11 protein-coding genes are annotated in these 16476 nt (G+C 45.9%); 6 read left to right on the top strand and 5 right to left on the bottom strand.

Annotated features, from left to right (window positions below; translation table 11 throughout):
• Positions 1-10: 10 nt before the first annotated feature.
• On the bottom strand, positions 11-1045 hold the full coding sequence (locus tag ACYVE4_RS18065) for a sensor histidine kinase (RefSeq protein ID WP_461041594.1): 1035 nt from the start codon (positions 1043-1045) through the stop codon (positions 11-13).
• 96 nt (positions 1046-1141) lie between these two features.
• Positions 1142-1849 (bottom strand): response regulator transcription factor, encoded by a 708-nt coding sequence (locus ACYVE4_RS18060; RefSeq protein WP_461041593.1) that lies wholly within the window; start codon positions 1847-1849, stop codon positions 1142-1144.
• Positions 1850-2156: 307 nt separating this feature from the next.
• Here ACYVE4_RS18060 and ACYVE4_RS18055 point away from each other — a divergent pair, with 307 nt between their 5' ends.
• Positions 2157-3308, top strand: a complete 1152-nt coding sequence (locus ACYVE4_RS18055; protein WP_461041592.1) for an AI-2E family transporter — start codon at positions 2157-2159, stop codon at positions 3306-3308.
• Between the two features lie 115 nt (positions 3309-3423).
• Here the strand turns inward: ACYVE4_RS18055 and ACYVE4_RS18050 are convergent, their stop codons facing one another.
• Entirely contained in the window at positions 3424-4053 is a 630-nt protein-coding gene (locus ACYVE4_RS18050; protein WP_461041591.1) for an LON peptidase substrate-binding domain-containing protein, read from the bottom strand.
• Positions 4054-4073: 20 nt separating this feature from the next.
• A complete protein-coding gene (locus ACYVE4_RS18045; protein WP_461041590.1) occupies positions 4074-4859 on the bottom strand; it encodes a cysteine hydrolase family protein in 786 nt (261 codons plus the stop codon).
• 194 nt (positions 4860-5053) lie between these two features.
• Here ACYVE4_RS18045 and prmA point away from each other — a divergent pair, with 194 nt between their 5' ends.
• The 3 genes from prmA to ACYVE4_RS18030 all read left to right on the top strand — a co-directional run bounded on the left by prmA (position 5054) and on the right by ACYVE4_RS18030 (position 12051).
• Complete coding sequence (gene prmA / locus ACYVE4_RS18040; RefSeq protein ID WP_461041589.1) at positions 5054-5884, top strand: 50S ribosomal protein L11 methyltransferase; 831 nt, start codon at positions 5054-5056, stop codon at positions 5882-5884.
• A 62-nt stretch (positions 5885-5946) separates the two neighbouring features.
• Positions 5947-11046, top strand: coding sequence for a hypothetical protein (locus tag ACYVE4_RS18035; protein WP_461041588.1), 5100 nt, complete (start codon positions 5947-5949; stop codon positions 11044-11046).
• Positions 11047-11124: 78 nt separating this feature from the next.
• A complete protein-coding gene (locus tag ACYVE4_RS18030; RefSeq protein WP_461041587.1) occupies positions 11125-12051 on the top strand; it encodes a CPBP family intramembrane glutamic endopeptidase in 927 nt (308 codons plus the stop codon).
• A 10-nt stretch (positions 12052-12061) separates the two neighbouring features.
• Here the strand turns inward: ACYVE4_RS18030 and ACYVE4_RS18025 are convergent, their stop codons facing one another.
• Positions 12062-13273, bottom strand: coding sequence for a macrolide family glycosyltransferase (locus tag ACYVE4_RS18025; protein ID WP_461041586.1), 1212 nt, complete (start codon positions 13271-13273; stop codon positions 12062-12064).
• Between the two features lie 188 nt (positions 13274-13461).
• On the opposite strand from ACYVE4_RS18025, the gene ACYVE4_RS18020 reads away from it, so the two are divergent.
• Complete coding sequence (locus ACYVE4_RS18020) at positions 13462-15201, top strand: GMC oxidoreductase (RefSeq protein WP_461041585.1); 1740 nt, start codon at positions 13462-13464, stop codon at positions 15199-15201.
• A 91-nt stretch (positions 15202-15292) separates the two neighbouring features.
• Positions 15293-16459 carry an alpha/beta hydrolase family protein gene (locus ACYVE4_RS18015; RefSeq protein ID WP_461041584.1) on the top strand — a complete coding sequence of 389 codons (1167 nt, stop codon included), beginning with the start codon at positions 15293-15295 and terminating at the stop codon, positions 16457-16459.
• The last annotated feature ends 17 nt before the right edge of the window (positions 16460-16476 follow it).

The raw sequence follows: 16476 nt of genomic DNA, 5'->3' as shown, positions 1-16476 counted from the left end.
CTAGGCAATTTTAATCCATCCGTTCCAGCTTAAATCGGAAGGTGGTTCCTTTATCGACTTTGCTCATTACGGTGATCTTCGCTTTATGAGCATTTAGAATGTGTTTCACAATCGCTAGCCCAAGTCCCGTACCACCCCGCTCTTTCGAACGGCTTTTTTCGACGCGGTAGAATCGCTCGAAAATTCGGCTTAAATGCTCGGGAGGTATGCCGGGGCCATTGTCTCGAACGGAGACGAGGATGTGTTTTTTATCTTCTTCAAGGTTAACGATCACCTTTCCCTTCTCATTCCCATATTTGACCGCATTCTCGACCAAATTGGTCATTACCTGCGTAATACGCTGTACGTCAGCTTTTACCCAAATTGGGCCAGACGGTTCTGTTTTTAACGAAAGCGATGCCTGTTTTGCATCAGCAATAGTCTCGAGCTGATCAAAAACTTCCTGAATAATCTGCGCTAGATTAACCCGCTCGAAGCTCATTTTCACCTCGCCGGTTTCTAGTTGAGAGAGTGCAACCAAATCCTTGACAAGGGCATCCAAACCGTCGAGACTTTTGGCCGCTTTCGATAGAAATTTATCTCGAACCATCTCGTCATCAACGGCCCCGTCAATGAGTGTATGAATAAAACCCTGTGCTGCGAAAATAGGAGTCTTTAGTTCATGCGATACGTCAGCTAGAAATTCCCGTCGAAATTGCTCCAGCCGCTTCAGTTCATCAATTTCCTTCTGCTTTCGAGCGACATAAACGAAAATTTCGTCGTTAAGCTTTTTGAATGGATTACTGTTTTTGATGATCGATTTTCGGGTGATACTGAAGTCGCGAATCTTAAGCTGATGGATCGTTTTATACATCTTATTGACCTCCCGAAACACGAGTAGTTCAATCGCGTACAGAACCAGAAAAAAAGAGATCGCAAATGAAGAAATTCCCACTACAAACAGCATGCTGCTCGTAACACCCTCTACAAACGTCAGAAAGGCGAGCGTCAATGCCGAAATCAGGCAAGCCAGCAAAAGAGCAATAATGCGGGGACTCAGAGACATTAGTGAATGAGCGAATGAGTGAATGAGTGAATAAAACACTCAGGCCCAGAAGTCACTATAAAATTAATTCGCTCATTTACTAATTCACTCATTCGCTCATTCATTTTGATCGGTGAACATATAACCTACGCCTTTTAGAGTGCGTATGTGGGTATCGCCGATTTTTTCGCGGAGTTTACGGATGTGGACGTCTACGGTGCGTTCGAGTACATAGATGTCGGCACCCCAGATTTTTTGAAGCAATTCTTCGCGGCTACAGACTTTGTTAGGGTGCTGAGCCAGAAAAAACAGCAGTTCAAATTCTTTCTTAGGGAGAATAACCGATTTCTCGTTCTGCGTGACCGAATAGTTTTTGCGGTTGATGAGTAGATCGGCAATCGAAATTTGCTCGCCAGGGTCAGCTTTTTGAGCTTCGCGACGGAACAAAGCATTAATACGACTCATCAACGCACGCGGCTTGATGGGTTTTGTAATGTAATCGTCGGCCCCCACATCGAAAGCAGCAACTTCAGAGTATTCTTCTGAACGAGCTGTCAGGTAAATAATATAGGTTTGGCGCAGTTCAGCAATGTCGCGTAACTGCCGACCTGTTTCGATGCCATCCATGTGGGGCATCATAATATCGAGCAAAACTAACTCGGGCAGATACGTTTTGGCGGTTTCGATGGCTTTTCGGCCATCCATGGCAGTACGAACCTCATAGCCTTCTTTGATGAGGTTATATTCAAGCATCTCTACGATGTCGGCGTCGTCATCAACGACTAAAACGCGGTGGAGTTGTTGAGCGGCTTTGGCAGCACTCATGCGAGGTAAAGTTGGTGAGAATGAACTACTTTACGCGTAGTTTTTGTAGCTTGTCTTTATGATTGACAACCCGAAGTTACGTGGCTTATCCCGAACGTTACCAATCCTAAATGCATCCTTAACAAAAACTTAATAGACTGGCACAGTATTTTTGCTCAAAAGGTTTGCCGAAAACAGGCACATCAAATTCGGAATAAAGAAAGACAATTCCTAAACTAAAGCTGGTATTAGATAGTTGGCTAGGTGGATAACCCTGCCAAATGATCTAAATTAATACCTATGCGATCGTTGGTTGTTATCGTCTACTATGGATACTCGTTCCCCGGAAGTTCAATTCCCTTCGTATGCTAAAATTACCTTTATCCTGCTTTCGCTGGTTATAATCGTTTATGGGTTACACGCGCTGCAAAGTCTACTCATTCCTTTAGTTTTTGCTATTCTATTCTCCGTTCTGCTGTTTCCGCTCGTACAGCGACTTGAAAACTGGAAAGTGCCACGAATCGGTGCTATTCTAATTTGTCTGTTACTGGCCCTGGCGGTACTGTCAGGATTGTTTTACGGCATTTCAGTCCAGATCAGTAATTTTTCAGAAGTCGTTCCGAAGTTTGTTCAAAAAGGTGGTGAATACATTAATAGTATCCAGACGTATGCTGATGAGCATTTAAATATTGATAAGCAACGGCAGGTTGCTGAAGTTAAAAAGTACTTAAATCAGGCATTAGCCGAAGCAGGCGTTATCGTAACAACAACCTTGTTAGCGACGACGAATATCATCAGCAATATGTTGCTGATACTACTTTTTGCGTTTTTCTTCCTGCTCTATCGGGATTTTTTCCGGACGTTTTTCTACAAAATTTTTGGCAGTACGCGCCGATCAAAAATTGATGGAATAATGGCGGGGATTTATCAGGTTGTCAAAGATTATCTGGCCGGACTGGTGTTGGTCATTATTATTATTGGTACCCTAATGACAGTCGGCCTGCTGATTTTGGGCGTTGATTATGCCGTATTTTTTGGTTTTTTTGGCGCTTGTCTAGTCTTAATCCCTTATTTTGGAATATCATTGGGATCACTTATTCCGGCAGCCTATACACTTGTTACACAGGATAATCCGGTGAAAGCGCTTGGGGTCATTGGTGTATTTCTGTTTGTTCAGGCGCTGGAAGGTAATTTTATTACGCCTTATATCGTCGGCTCCAAAGTAAGTATTAACCCACTGGCCGCGATTATCGTCCTGATTTTATGGGAAAACGTATGGGGATTACCGGGACTCGTACTGGCTTTGCCTATGACCGCTATTCTGAAAGTTATTTTCGATGCGATCGACCCACTGAAACCTTATGGTTTTCTGATCGGGGAAGCCGAAAAACCTCGACCTCCCATCAAAAATCTACAAGAACTAGCCGAACAATTACCCAAGCGAACCAAAAAAATTGGGAAGGTAGAAGAAAAGACTTAGCAACTTCTCCCGTGTTTGTGTCCTCACAAACACCTTTCCACTAGGTCAATCTTGCTGACGCATAGGTATCTGTGAGGACACAGATACGGAAAGATGGCGATTTTTCAATCGCTCTTTAAAAATTGAGCGGGTCGAGATTCTTAAAATGACCATTCATGCGAATACGTTGTTTGGTTCGCTCCAGGTCTGATACTACGGGCAAAACATTATTTAGGTGCTGAATCAAAAATAGTTGCCTTTCTGCTTCGTTGTCAAGAGTCAATAGCTCGTATTCCTGTTCGACGGATAAGCCTACTTTATGAGCTACTTTGTAGGAAAGATTGGCAATGGTCGGTGAGTAGTCTGTTTCGATTTGTAGCAATTTATATAATCGTTCTAGTCGCTCAGTTAGCGCAGTCGCATGAGCGCTGAAACTATCGCCGGGTTCGACCAATTCGACTTCGCCACCTGCATAGAGTTTTCCAGATACAGGATTCTCAAAATTGACAAGCCGAAAAACGCCTAATCCTTTCGATTTAATGTCCATCCGGCCATCAGGATACCGTTTGTGCAGCGTAGTTACGTGCATTTCGGTTCCGTAACCGGGCAATTTATTGTCGATAAAGGCCGGGATACCAAATGTCCGCTCTTCTTCCAGGCATTCATTAATTAACTGCCGATAGCGCGGTTCGAAAATGTGTAAATTCAAATCCTCGCCTGGATAGACAACTAAGTTGAGTGGGAATAAAGAGAGCGTTTTTTGCATACGCCCGAAAGTACGTTTTTTTAACTAAAAACCGCACTCGATTCCATAAAACCAACATTTCGAGCACGAGCTTCGGCATAAATTGGATCGCCCAGAAACCCTAGCCCCGTCACATCCGACATACAATCAGTGACGACAATCAGTTTTGGAACTAATTCAGGGGCAAAATCCAGAATCTGTTTGAGACTATTGGCAACACAGTGTGATTTGGCTTCGCCCATTAGATACACCTTCTCAAACCGATTCAGATCATTAATAAGCATGGTGTTTAGTTGCGTGGCAGGAACCGCCGGATCGGGAACCTGCGCCCGAAAAATGCCGAAATGCTCAGAAAGTGAATATAACCCCTTTTGTATTGCCACGTAATCGCGGTTTCGGCTATGTGACCAATCTTTAAGTGCATCCAATAAAGTGTCATGCAAGGCCGCTCCACGCGAACCAATTAAGCAATGCTCTGGCCAGATGAAATGATCAAACTGCCCATCGGCTTCCAGATCATGAACGTACTTCTTGGCTTTTTCTGGCGAGAAGCGTGGTGTCCATTGACCTGAATCAACGTCATCGCCCGTAATTCGTGTAAACGGAGCAGGATGATTACCGGCTGAATTCGCCCAGAACCCCGGATGGGCAATGTCTAAAATATGATGCGTATCGAGCGTAACAACAATATGATCGATCTGATCGCCATGCTGACGAATCAGCGTAGCCATCCGATCAACATCCTGTTCAGCACCTGGCACAAATAAAGCTCCGTCAGGATGACAGAAGTCGAACTGAGCATCAATAATAAGAAACGCATTTTTCATAAGCCGGAGTGCAATTTGTCAGAAAGTTAAGATACATAGCACGCTTCAAATGTAAGAGAGTATGATAAAAAATGAGAATCGGCAGACTGCAAACGACGAATTTTCCCCTCTCCTGTTTTAGGAGAGGAGTTAGGGTTGAGGTTAAATCCACTAGAGATAAGCGAATCGCTTGCCCTTTTTCGTTATTTTGATCTATGAATTACATTGAACTCCAAGTACAACTATCGCCCGACTATACGGACATCCTTACCGCCGAACTCGCCGAGATCGGTTTTGAATCCTTTGTTGAAACAGACGAAGGCTTAAATGCCTATATCATTGAGCCTGATTTTGACGAATTAGCCTTACAAGAATTGATTGCGAAATACACAGATCAGACTGCAATAGCCTATGAAGTTAGTTCGTTAGAAAAACGAAACTGGAACGCCGAGTGGGAGCGCGATTATGAGCCGATCGAAGTGGCGAGCCAAGTCCGGGTCCGGGCGTCCTTCCACGAGTTGGACGCCCGGTTTCGTTACGACATCGTGATCAACCCAAAAATGTCGTTCGGAACCGGCCACCATGAAACTACCGCCATGATGTTGGAGCAGCAGCTTGGCCTCAATTTTGCCGGTAAAACTGTACTGGATGTAGGTAGTGGAACCGGCATTTTAGCCATTCTGGCGGCAAAGATGGGTGCGCAGGCCGTATTAGCGTTCGATATTGAAGAATGGGCCGTTGAAAATGCTCGCGAAAACGCCGAACTTAACGATTCTGCTCAAGTTACGGTTTTTCAGGGTACCATTGCGGAGGTTGATACCACGAGCCAGTACGATATTGTGCTGGCCAATATCAATCGAAATGTGTTACTGGCCGAAATTCCCACCTACACGAAGTTGTTAACCCAAAATGGATATCTGGTCGTTAGTGGTTTTTATGAACACGACGCCCCCGATATTGAGCAAAAAGCAATCGAATCCGGCCTGACGCTGGTTAGGCAGACAACAAAAAATCAGTGGACTTCTTTGTCATTTTATAAACGTTGATAGGGTAAAAATAAGCCGATCTTAGGATAAGATGCTTATTTGTCGCCGGTTGACCTTCGGATATGAATCGTATTTATTACAGCCTGATACTCACATTTATCCAAGGTCTGTGCCCTCACAGATCTTTACTGGAAGAAGTACGTAAAAGGTCTGTGTCTTCACAGACCTTGGTTGGTTTATTGTTTTTCCTAACGCTTTCTGCCTCGTTTGGGCAGGCGGTTCGAATTTCGGATAAACCCGAGCAGTTTGTGGCCGATGTTCAAAAACTAATGGCAACAGGTGGCCCGGCAGGTGTTCGGGCAGGTACCAACTTACAAGTAGTTTGGTCTGAAAATCGACTTTCGACGCAGCAACAAGAGCGTGTAATGAGCCTGAGCCGGAAAATGAATCAGAAGCGACTTCCCGCAGCTTCTCATTTTGTGCCCTTCTACGAATCACTTTCTCTAGCTACACAGCAGCAACCCGCTTCCAATATAGACGGGCTGCTGACCATCGCAGAAAAATTATTCGAGGCTGGTGACTCAAAGACATTTACCCGGAGTCTCGAAACCGTTCGACGGTTTATGGAACGACACGAACTGTATGCCAGTACGTATAATAAACTATATGGTCTGGGCGGTAGCTATGAGTTACGCTATGTTGACGGCGTAAATCCGGTGCCACCGGGTGCTCCTCAAACCGTTCAGGATTCCATTGCATCCGTAAAAGCATCTGCCGAACGGTCGCGGTTTGATGGCTGGGATACTCCATCTCCATCCGATTCTACACAACCTCGCCAACTAGGTGTACAATACACTCCGCAAAGACGGCCCATTCCTTCTGTTTCGGGAGCCGTTATCACGCTTAAAGATGTATCGCTGGCTATGGTTGCCAATGGCGATTCGGCCGTTTTAGCGAATACGAGTGGCGATTTGATGTTGAAGGATGGCGTATTGGTCGGGAAAGGAGGAAAGTTCACCTGGGCCACAGCCGGCCGGCCAGACATTTTCGTGACGTTGAGCGAATATTCGTTTACAACGATGAACCCGCGCTTGCAAGCCGACGACGTTACGCTGACCTACGAAAAAACACAACCGATAAAAGGTGTATTTGAATATGTAAGTAAGAAAAAAGGCGGCCCTGTAACGTATCCCCGGTTTATGTCGTGGCAGAATGATGTAAAACTGCCCGATTTAGGTCCAGATGTTGAGTATAGAGGAGGATTAGCTTTGTCGGGGACGCAGATGGTTGGCGCATCGGCGAGTGGACAACCGGCCCAAGTAACGGTGAAATACAATGGTAAAGTCGCATTTAAAGCCATTAGCCGCCGATTTGACTTTACGGTTGGCGATCTGAATCCAGCCGATTCTACGCAAGCAGGTCTGGATTCGACGGGCTTTAATACGACGGCTCCTGTCAAAACAGTGGATGCGAAGTCTGCAAAAGCAAGACCAATGATTTCGTCCGGCTCGGCGGCCTTTGTTGGGTATATCGATACGGATTCTCTTACGCACCAATCCGTAAAATTCCGGTACGACAAAGCTCAGCGTATTGCCTGGCTCGACCGGGAACAACGTACCAGCTTTGCTCACATTCCCTACGCCGATTCGTACCACAAATTTTATATCATGCCCGAAGTGGTGCGCTGGGATTTACCGCGTCGAAAAGTCGATTTTTATCAGGTAGGTGCCAAGCGGGAAGTGCCAGTTCGGTTTGAATCGTACGATTATTTCCACCCGCAACGCTATTCTGATCTCACGGTTGACTACGGTTTTCACCCGTTGCAAATTGTCGCAAACTTTGTTTCGACCAAAAAACAGCAAACCTTCTTAGACGACGATATCTCCCAGTTTGCGAAAACGGTCAATGCTGGCGCGCTTCGAGGATCGCTCAATAGGATGGTGCTGGAAGGCTACATCGACCGCGATCCGAAAACCAGTGTCATGCGCCTGAGCCGCAAAGGTGTGTTGTATGTACTGGCCTATGCACATAAACAGGACTACGACAATTTTCAGGTACAATCGCTGTTTGCATCGAATGATAGCGTCAAGAATGCAACCATCGATTTAAATGATAAGATCCTGACGATTCGGGGTGTGAAGCAGTTCACTATGTCTGATTCGCTAAAAATCGTCGGTTTCCCCTCTGACAAAATATTACGGGTTGGAAAAGGCCGCGATTTTACGTTGAATGGGCAACTTAAAGCCGGAACCTTACGCTATGCGGGTCGTGATCTGAAATTCAATTACGACAAGTTCTCGATGGGTCTGAATAAAATCGACTCGATTACTTTTCAATCCCAAAAACTAGCTTCGCAGGGGAAAGAAGGGGAAGTTGGAGGTGATATTAAATACGAAAATCCGGGAACAGTTTTTTTAGCAGGTGCGGATAATAAATCCGGCCAAATGAAGGGCAAGAAAACAACTCAGCGACTGGTGATGCCAGAGGGGATGACGGTTTATTTCAACCAGCCTGTTCGTGGCGATAAAACCTATAATCAGAAAGTGTATTTCAAGATTCCGGCTATTGACAACGATAGTCTGGGTCAAGGCGAAATTGCCTTTATGGGTACGTTCTATTCCGATGGGATTTTCCCACCCTTTAAGGCCCAGCTAGTAACAATGCCCGATAATACCCTGGGTTTTGTGCATAAAGCACCTGCCACAGGCTATCCTGTGTACAGCGGCAAGAAAGGAACAGCCCCTTCAACTGTGAAGTTTACGGGCGATCTGACGATGGATAAAAGTGGACTTCGAGCTGAAGGCGTGTTGAATCACTTGACTACCAGCGTCAATACCAAGAGCATTTTATTTATGACCGATTCCTTAATTGCCTCTGGCGATAAGGGTGAAATCAAAGAAGGTCTTGTCGGAAAGGGCTATTTCCCGCAAGTTCAGCTCAACAATTTTAATATGAAATGGTGGCCAAAAGCGGATAGCATGGTCATCACAACCCAGAAAAATAACTTCAATTTCTACAACGCAACGACCAATCTTGAAGGTGGTTTGGTATTACGTTCGTCGGGGTTGTTTGGTCATGGAACCTTGCGTCGGAAAGATTCGGAGACCGTATCCAATGGCATCAAATTCAACAAAGAAGGATTTCTGGCCAGCGGAGCACAGTTCAAGATTGTTTCGGACAAAGAAGCTCCTGGAACTCCTGTTGGTAAGCCGATCCTGCTCGGTAGCGATGTTGATGTTGATTTTAATCAGACGAAAGGAATTGTTGGAATCGCGATTAATAAAAAGGAAAGCATTGGCGATACTATTCAGCCAAGTATGGAATTTCCATCGGCTGCCTATAAAACCAATATTAATCGAGCACAATGGAACGTAAACGCCAAAACCATCGCCATGAAAGGAGATGTAAAAACATCGACGTTTACGGCAACTGCCGAAGAGCAGGAAGGTCTAGTTTTCAATGGCTCGGCCGCCCTTTACGACGTTGAGAAACGCACCTTGAATATTAGTGGAGTTCCCTACATCGTCTCGGCCGATGCCCGGATTTATCCGGATAAAGGATTAGTCGCGATTCGGCGCAACGGCGAAATGATGGCGCTAAAAAATGCAAAACTGGAACTGGATACCGTTACCTTATTTCATAAACTCAAGAATGGTAATATTCAGGTCCTTTCCCGGACGAAGTTTGCAGGTGATGCTACTTATCTGTTCGCCACCGCAAAAGGCGATACAGCCAGCATCAAAATGGGCAATTTCGAGTTGCAGGAAGCTCCAGCCAATGCTATAGCGAAGCCCGAAACGGGGTCGTTAGTTGCTGATGCGAAGAAAGCCGGACGTACGTCGCAACGTGGTAAACGCAATTCGTCGGGGCCCTCGAAAACCTATTTTACAGTGGCCCGTGCCGAAGTGGAGGAAGTTGATAACCTGCAACTAGCGCCCAAAATGCTTTTCAGAGGGAATATTCTGATGAAAGCCCCCGAGCAGGATCTGGCGATGGATGGATTCATCAAACCTGCTCTGAAAAAACGTAAGGATTTAATAAGCGACTGGATTCCGTTTAAGGAAAAAGTAGCCGAGCGTCTTGAGATTAAGGTCGATAAGAATCTGAAAAATGATGGCGGCCAACAGCTTGTAGCAGGTCTTCACTTCCGGGCGGGCGGAGCTGGTTTATACCCAACATTCCTGTCGCCGAAAGAGGATTCCAGAGATGACGATCTCTTTAGTGCAACGGGTATCATGCACTATGACGAGAAAGACAAAGTATATCGGATTACGTCAAAAGGTAGTGAAGTTGTCGCGCAAACGGATTCGGCGGCAGCCGCTGATAGTTCGGACGATGCAGACGTAGAAAATGCATACACCTTCAACGATCCTCGTGGCCTAATGACGTTCAAAGGAAAGATGAACCTGATGAACACGGCTCCGAATGAGTATTTACTAGCTTCCGGTTCGGCACGAATCAACATTGACAGCAGCTTGTATCGGTTAAATACCTTATTAACCTTCGCATTCCCAATTCCTGATCAAATTAACGCCAGTATTGCTGACAAAATCGTCAAGACAAATCAGGAAGAAAAGAATGACGAAGCCGCTGATGATGATTTGAACCGGCTTTCTGATAAACTAGTCCCATTAATCGGCCAACAGGCAGTCGATGCGTACCGGACTAAAGCGCAGAATCAGCACGTTCCGCTCAACCAGGCATCGCCGAAATTAGCAGCCATGTTGGTATTGGCAAATGCTAATTTGCGTTGGTCAACCAAATACAATTCGTTTTACAGCACCGGTCAGCTCGGCGTTTCGAACATGATGGCGACTGATATTAACGCGCAGATGGATGGTTTTGTCGAAATCCGGAAAACGGGTAATGGGGATGAAGCGAGTATCTACCTCGAATCGTCGCCAGATGTCTGGGTGTTCTACGATTACAAGGGCGGAAACGGCCCGAATGCAATTGGTCAATTAGCGATCATTACATCAGAACAGGATATCAACGACCGACTCGTAGCCGGTTCTAAAAATTCCGGCAAAGCAACCCTGGAAGTCGTCCCCGCTACGATCGACGAGAAAACAATGTTTGTGGATCGGTACCTGGATCAATATAAGACTAAAGCTAAGCCCGCGCCAAAACCCAAACTCCAACCCGGACAGAAAGTCGTGAAGGAGGAGAAAAAGAAAGACGAGAAGAAAAAAGACAAGGAAGCAGAGAAAGAAGGGTTTTAAGCGCATTTTTTGTCGTTTCAACAAAGTAGGAATCGTAGAATTGAGAGTTAGATTTCTACTTTGTTGAAAAATGAATCAATGAAAGCCCTCTGGCAAGACCTTCGTACTCATTTCCGCATCGATTTCCGGCCCGATCTTTACATCGCAACAGCGATCTGGGTTACGATACTCCTGATTGTCAATTTTACCTTCGACGTTGAGGATACCTATATCGATTCGCATCAAGGAAAACCCCTCTGGCCAGTTCTCTATTTCGCGTTATATGCTACAACTTATTACGTCAGCGTTTGGCTCTGGACGCATTTTCACCGTCGGCCCGACATATGGCGAAATCGATGGTTCTGGCTTCGGAGTGGAGTAGCCCTTGTTTTCTATTCGATTTACGCCGGATTCTACGCACATAGCGAATGGAGTCGTCAAATCTTCGATGGGCAGATTTATGTATTTGCCTACTACTGTCTGCATAACCTGCAATCGGCCTTAACGATTGTGCTTCCTCTGTTTCTGTTCTATAAATTCATTGATCCGTATCCGAGCAGTTTCTATGGCATGACGCCAAAACGGAAAGGCTTAGTGCTCTATGCCCTGATGCTGGCATTGATGATTCCGCTGATTACCATCGCTTCCTTCCAGCCGGATTTTCTACGATCGTATCCAACGTATCACGATACAAACGCTAATGAATTTTTCGGTGTGTCAGAGTGGGTAACTGCCTTCATTTATGAGCTCTGCTATGGCTGGGATTTTGTACCAACAGAATTGCTATTTCGAGGCTTTCTGGTCATTGGCATGAATCGAGTGTTAGGCCATGGGGCGGTTTTACCGATGGTGGTCTGGTATTGCTCTATTCACTTTGGGCGACCTTTAGGCGAAGCCGTTTCATCCATATTTGGCGGTTACCTTCTTGGCGTGCTGGCACTGAGCACGCGCAGTATATGGGGCGGGTTACTGATTCACATAGGCATTGCCTGGTGCATGGAAATTGCCGCTTTTTTGCAACAGTAGCGTGTTCCTTTTAAATCGAAACAGAAGCCTTTTGGGCCAATTTGAGAATTTCTGCGGCTGCTTTTTCATAGCCGCCCGCTTCCATAAACGACTGGCTAATTTTCCTGATATTGCCAAGATATGTCGGATCGGTCAGTACACTGTCAACAGCTTGTTTGATTTGCTCGGCCGTAAGTGTGTTGGCGTCCAGAACAATTGTAGCGCCTAATTCGGCTGCTCGGTTGGCCAGATAAAACTGGTCGGCGCCTAGCGGTATCGAGACGAACGGAATGGTATTGTACAACAGATCGCCAATGCTATTCATACCCGCATGCGTAATGGCGACAGTAGTATATGTCAGCAGCTCCAGTTGTGGTACGTAGTCCCGGATAATAAAGTTGTCGGGGATCTTAAATTCGGAAACGTCCACGTGATGAGCCGCCATTACAACCACGAAATCCGTATCCGCAAAACTGTCGAAGAAAAGCTGATTAAGGGTGGCTGAATGGTTACCGAATACGGTTCCCAACGAGATATAAATGACTTTTTTTCCTTCCAACTTGTCAAACGGAAACGCTACGTCGTATGGCTTCTTGTAGACAGGTGGCCCGATGAAAAGAAAACTATCGTCATAATCGTCGAGGTTCCTGATGAAGTATTTCGACGTATAAATAATATTCAAATCCCCTTTATTGAAGAGCAAATCAACGACGTTTTCAGGGAGGGTTACGTTGTATTTCTCGATAAGCTGCTGACGAATTAGCTTCAATTCATCCAGTACCATCGAGTCTACGCCGAAAGGGCCCTTGCTGGCGACAGAAAGACCCTGATTAGGTTTAGCAAACAGTTCTTTGAGAGGTACGAAAACGGCGAAGGAAGAAACGGCGGGGATATTTAGGTATTGAGCAATGACCGTCGCATAGGGGTAGGCCGCTGAAAAAACGATGTAATCAACTTTGTAATCCTGAATTTGGAGCAAGACATTATCAACAAACTTTTGGGGTTGTAGTAAGGCACTCACCAACCCGCCTTTCGGTTTCGCATCGCCCGGTTTCTTCTGAAAGATATTCATGTCCTCCTTATAGGCCACGAAATGAGCACCGATATCGTTAATAGTGTTTTTGAATTCTTCGGAGCTTAAGAAAATGATTTCCTCTCCTTGATTGGCTAATTCGGCGGCCAAACCCAACATCGGGTTCATATGCCCATGCGAGGGAATGCTTAAAAAAAGTGTTTTAGACATTGTTGTTTAGTTATGTTATTGTTCATAAGTACTTGTAGTTTACTGTTATTAGAGTTGACGAATCGACAGAGAAAATACTTTATCTCAATCGATAAAAATTTAAACTGATGACTTCCTATTCATTTTTCGTTACTCTAATTGAGTCCTTAATCGAGGCAAATCGATAAACCCTACTTGTTAATACTTGTATGAATACCCAAAAGCTAGCCCAGGAACCTCCTATCCCAGCCGGGAAAAATTTTGATGCTATTGTTGTCGGTTCTGGAATTAGCGGAGGTTGGTCGGCGAAAGAGCTTAGCGAGAAGGGCTTAAATGTTTTACTTCTGGAACGTGGGCGCATGATCGAGCACGTTACGGATTACCATACCGCAACAAAAGCGCCCTGGGAGTTTCCACATCATAACCAGGCCATGCCACAGGATCTATTGAAGCGGTATCCAGTCCAGAACCGAACGGGTTTTTCGATTACCGAAGCAACGCATCAGCATTTTGTTAACGATCTGGAAAATCCGTACGTCGAAGAAAAACCGTTTGACTGGATTCGGGGCTATCACGTGGGCGGGCGCTCACTAATGTGGGGACGCTATTCCTTTCGCTTCTCGGATATGGATTTTGAAGCGAATGCCAAAGAAGGAATTGCGACGGATTGGCCTATTCGCTATAAAGACATTGCCCCCTGGTACGATTACGTGGAGAAATTTGCCGGAATTGCTGGAAATCGCGATGGATTACCGCACTTGCCCGATGGCCTATTTCAACCGGCTATGCCCGACAATTGCGTCGAGCAGCATTTTCGAAAATCGGTGAACGGTCAATTCCCTGATCGCAAAGTTATTTCAGCAAGAGCCGCTCACCTGACAGCTCCAACTCAGGAACAAATGGCGTTGGGCCGCGCTAAATGCCAGTACAGGAACCTGTGTATGCGCGGTTGTCCGTACGGCGCTTATTTCAGTACGCAATCAGCTACGTTGCCCGCTGCCCGACGAACCAAGCGGCTCACAGTTCGGCCACATTCTATTGTCAACTCGATTATTTATGATGAGAAAACCGGAAGGGCAACGGGCGTTCGGGTTATTGACGAGCAAACGCACCAATGGCATGAGTTTAAGGCCAGCATTATTTTCCTGAATGCATCGGCATTAGGCTCGACCTATATTCTGATGAATTCCAAATCGCGCCGATTTCCGAATGGGATGGACGATAGCGGTCAACTAGGCCGAAATCTGATGGATCATCATTTTCACGTTGGCGCTACGGCTGATTACGACCACGATCTGGATAAATACTATTATGGTCGCCATCCGGCAGGATTGTACATTCCGCGATTTCGGAACCTGCCTAATCAGCCAAACCAGCCATTCAAGCGAGGATATGGATTTGAAGTCTATACGAACCGGGAAAACTGGGAGCATGCCTATCATGAAGAGGGGTTTGGGGCTGATTTTAAAGAAAAAGCCACGCAGTTTGGTACGTGGAAAATTACGCTGGATGCCTTTGGTGAATGTATGCCCTATGAAGACAATCGTGTGTATTTGACGGATGAAGTCAAGGACAAATGGGGGCAACCCGTTCTGAAAATGGATGTACATTATCGTGAAAACGAAACACTCATGCGCAAAGACGCACATGATCAAGCTGTGCTCATGCTCGAAAAAGCGGGTTTCTCCAATATTGGTGGGTTTGATAGCCAGGCGCATCCGGGACTAAGCATTCATGAAATGGGAACCGCTCGCATGGGGACATCGCCGAAAAACTCGGTATTCAACAAGTTTAACCAGCATCACCTTGTCAAAAATGTGTTCTGCACCGATGGGGCTAGTATGACTTCGTCGCCTTGCCAGAATCCTTCATTGACCTACATGGCGCTCTCTGCCCGAGCTGCCGATTATGCGGTAAAAGCGCTCAAGCGGGGAGATATTCCCCGCTAAAACAGGTTTTTTGCTGCCTTCCGATAGTTGAAGGAGTAAGAGTTTGCGAAAGTCATCTTTGGATTTTGCTACTCTATTCTAACAGTGCGTCATGCGTATTCGATATTTTGTTGTTGGTTATCTGAGCGGATTGGCGAGTCTAATAGCACAGCCAAATCCTGCCCGACCCGATTTATGCCAGGGCGCTTATTTCACCGAAGAACAGGGCGCAAATGCGTTGAAAACGTTTGCCAGTACATATCATGATAAGGCAAGTTGGGAGAAGCGTGCTGACATGATTCGGAAAGGTATACGCGAGGGAATGAAATTGCCTGAAAAGCCTAAATTTGCTCCGCTTCAACCGATTCGGCATAGTCTACGAAAAATGAATGGCTATACAGTCGAAAATGTCGCTTTTGAAAGCTTGCCGGGGGTATTCGTAACAGGTAATTTATATCGCCCCTTGAACGCGACGGGGAAATCACCGGGTATACTTTGCCCGCATGGACACGGAGCTAATCAGAATAATCGTCTAATGGAATATACGCAACAACGGGGTGCTACACTAGCCCGAATGGGAGCCGTTGTATTTGCGTATGATATGATTGGCTACGGTGATTCAAAGCAAACCGAGCATAAACTTCCGGAAGCGCTAAAACTACAGACATTGAATGGAATGCGGTCATTAGATTTTTTGACTAGCCTACCTGATGTCGATCCTGACCGAATTGCCATGTCGGGAGAATCGGGCGGAGGAACGCAAACGTTTGTGCTCACGGCACTTGATCCGCGGATAAAAGTATCGGTACCTGTCGTGATGGTATCCGCTCATTTTTTTGGCGGCTGTGTCTGCGAAAGCGGCATGCCCATTCATAAACGACCGACGCATCAGACCAGCAACGTAGAAATTGCCGCTCTGGCCGCTCCGCGACCGATGTTGCTTGTATCGGACGGAAAGGATTGGACCAAGAATACGCCCAATGTAGAATACCCGTATATCCAGAACATCTATGGGTATTACAATGCGAAAGATCGGGTCGAAAATGTGCATTTGCCGACCGAAGGGCACGATTATGGTCCTAATAAACGAATCGCAGCTTATGGCTTTCTGGCTAAACACCTGAAATTAGATTTAGCCAAAGTGCAGAAAGATGGGCAAATTGATGAATCTCCCAATACAATATTAGAACCCACTGCTTTACAGGTATTTACTGCTGAACACCCGCGCCCAGCCCGAGCTGTAGTAGGGGATGATGCGGTGATGGCACTTTTAAAATAACCAGTTCATTTAACCCC

This window comes from Spirosoma harenae, assembly GCF_054776975.1.
This window is presented reverse-complemented; position numbering and strand designations above follow the sequence as displayed.

Bases quoted from the DNA above. Each gene is read 5' to 3' on its own strand.
- ACYVE4_RS18065 (WP_461041594.1), bottom strand. From the start codon at position 1,045: ATGTCTCTGAGTCCCCGCATTATTGCTCTTTTGCTGGCTTGCCTGATT.
- ACYVE4_RS18060 (WP_461041593.1), bottom strand. From the start codon at position 1,849: ATGAGTGCTGCCAAAGCCGCTCAACAACTCCACCGCGTTTTAGTCGTT.
- ACYVE4_RS18055 (WP_461041592.1), top strand. From the start codon at position 2,157: ATGGATACTCGTTCCCCGGAAGTTCAATTCCCTTCGTATGCTAAAATT.
- ACYVE4_RS18050 (WP_461041591.1), bottom strand. From the start codon at position 4,053: ATGCAAAAAACGCTCTCTTTATTCCCACTCAACTTAGTTGTCTATCCA.
- ACYVE4_RS18045 (WP_461041590.1), bottom strand. From the start codon at position 4,859: ATGAAAAATGCGTTTCTTATTATTGATGCTCAGTTCGACTTCTGTCAT.
- prmA (WP_461041589.1), top strand. From the start codon at position 5,054: ATGAATTACATTGAACTCCAAGTACAACTATCGCCCGACTATACGGAC.
- ACYVE4_RS18035 (WP_461041588.1), top strand. From the start codon at position 5,947: ATGAATCGTATTTATTACAGCCTGATACTCACATTTATCCAAGGTCTG.
- ACYVE4_RS18030 (WP_461041587.1), top strand. From the start codon at position 11,125: ATGAAAGCCCTCTGGCAAGACCTTCGTACTCATTTCCGCATCGATTTC.
- ACYVE4_RS18025 (WP_461041586.1), bottom strand. From the start codon at position 13,273: ATGTCTAAAACACTTTTTTTAAGCATTCCCTCGCATGGGCATATGAAC.
- ACYVE4_RS18020 (WP_461041585.1), top strand. From the start codon at position 13,462: ATGAATACCCAAAAGCTAGCCCAGGAACCTCCTATCCCAGCCGGGAAA.
- ACYVE4_RS18015 (WP_461041584.1), top strand. From the start codon at position 15,293: ATGCGTATTCGATATTTTGTTGTTGGTTATCTGAGCGGATTGGCGAGT.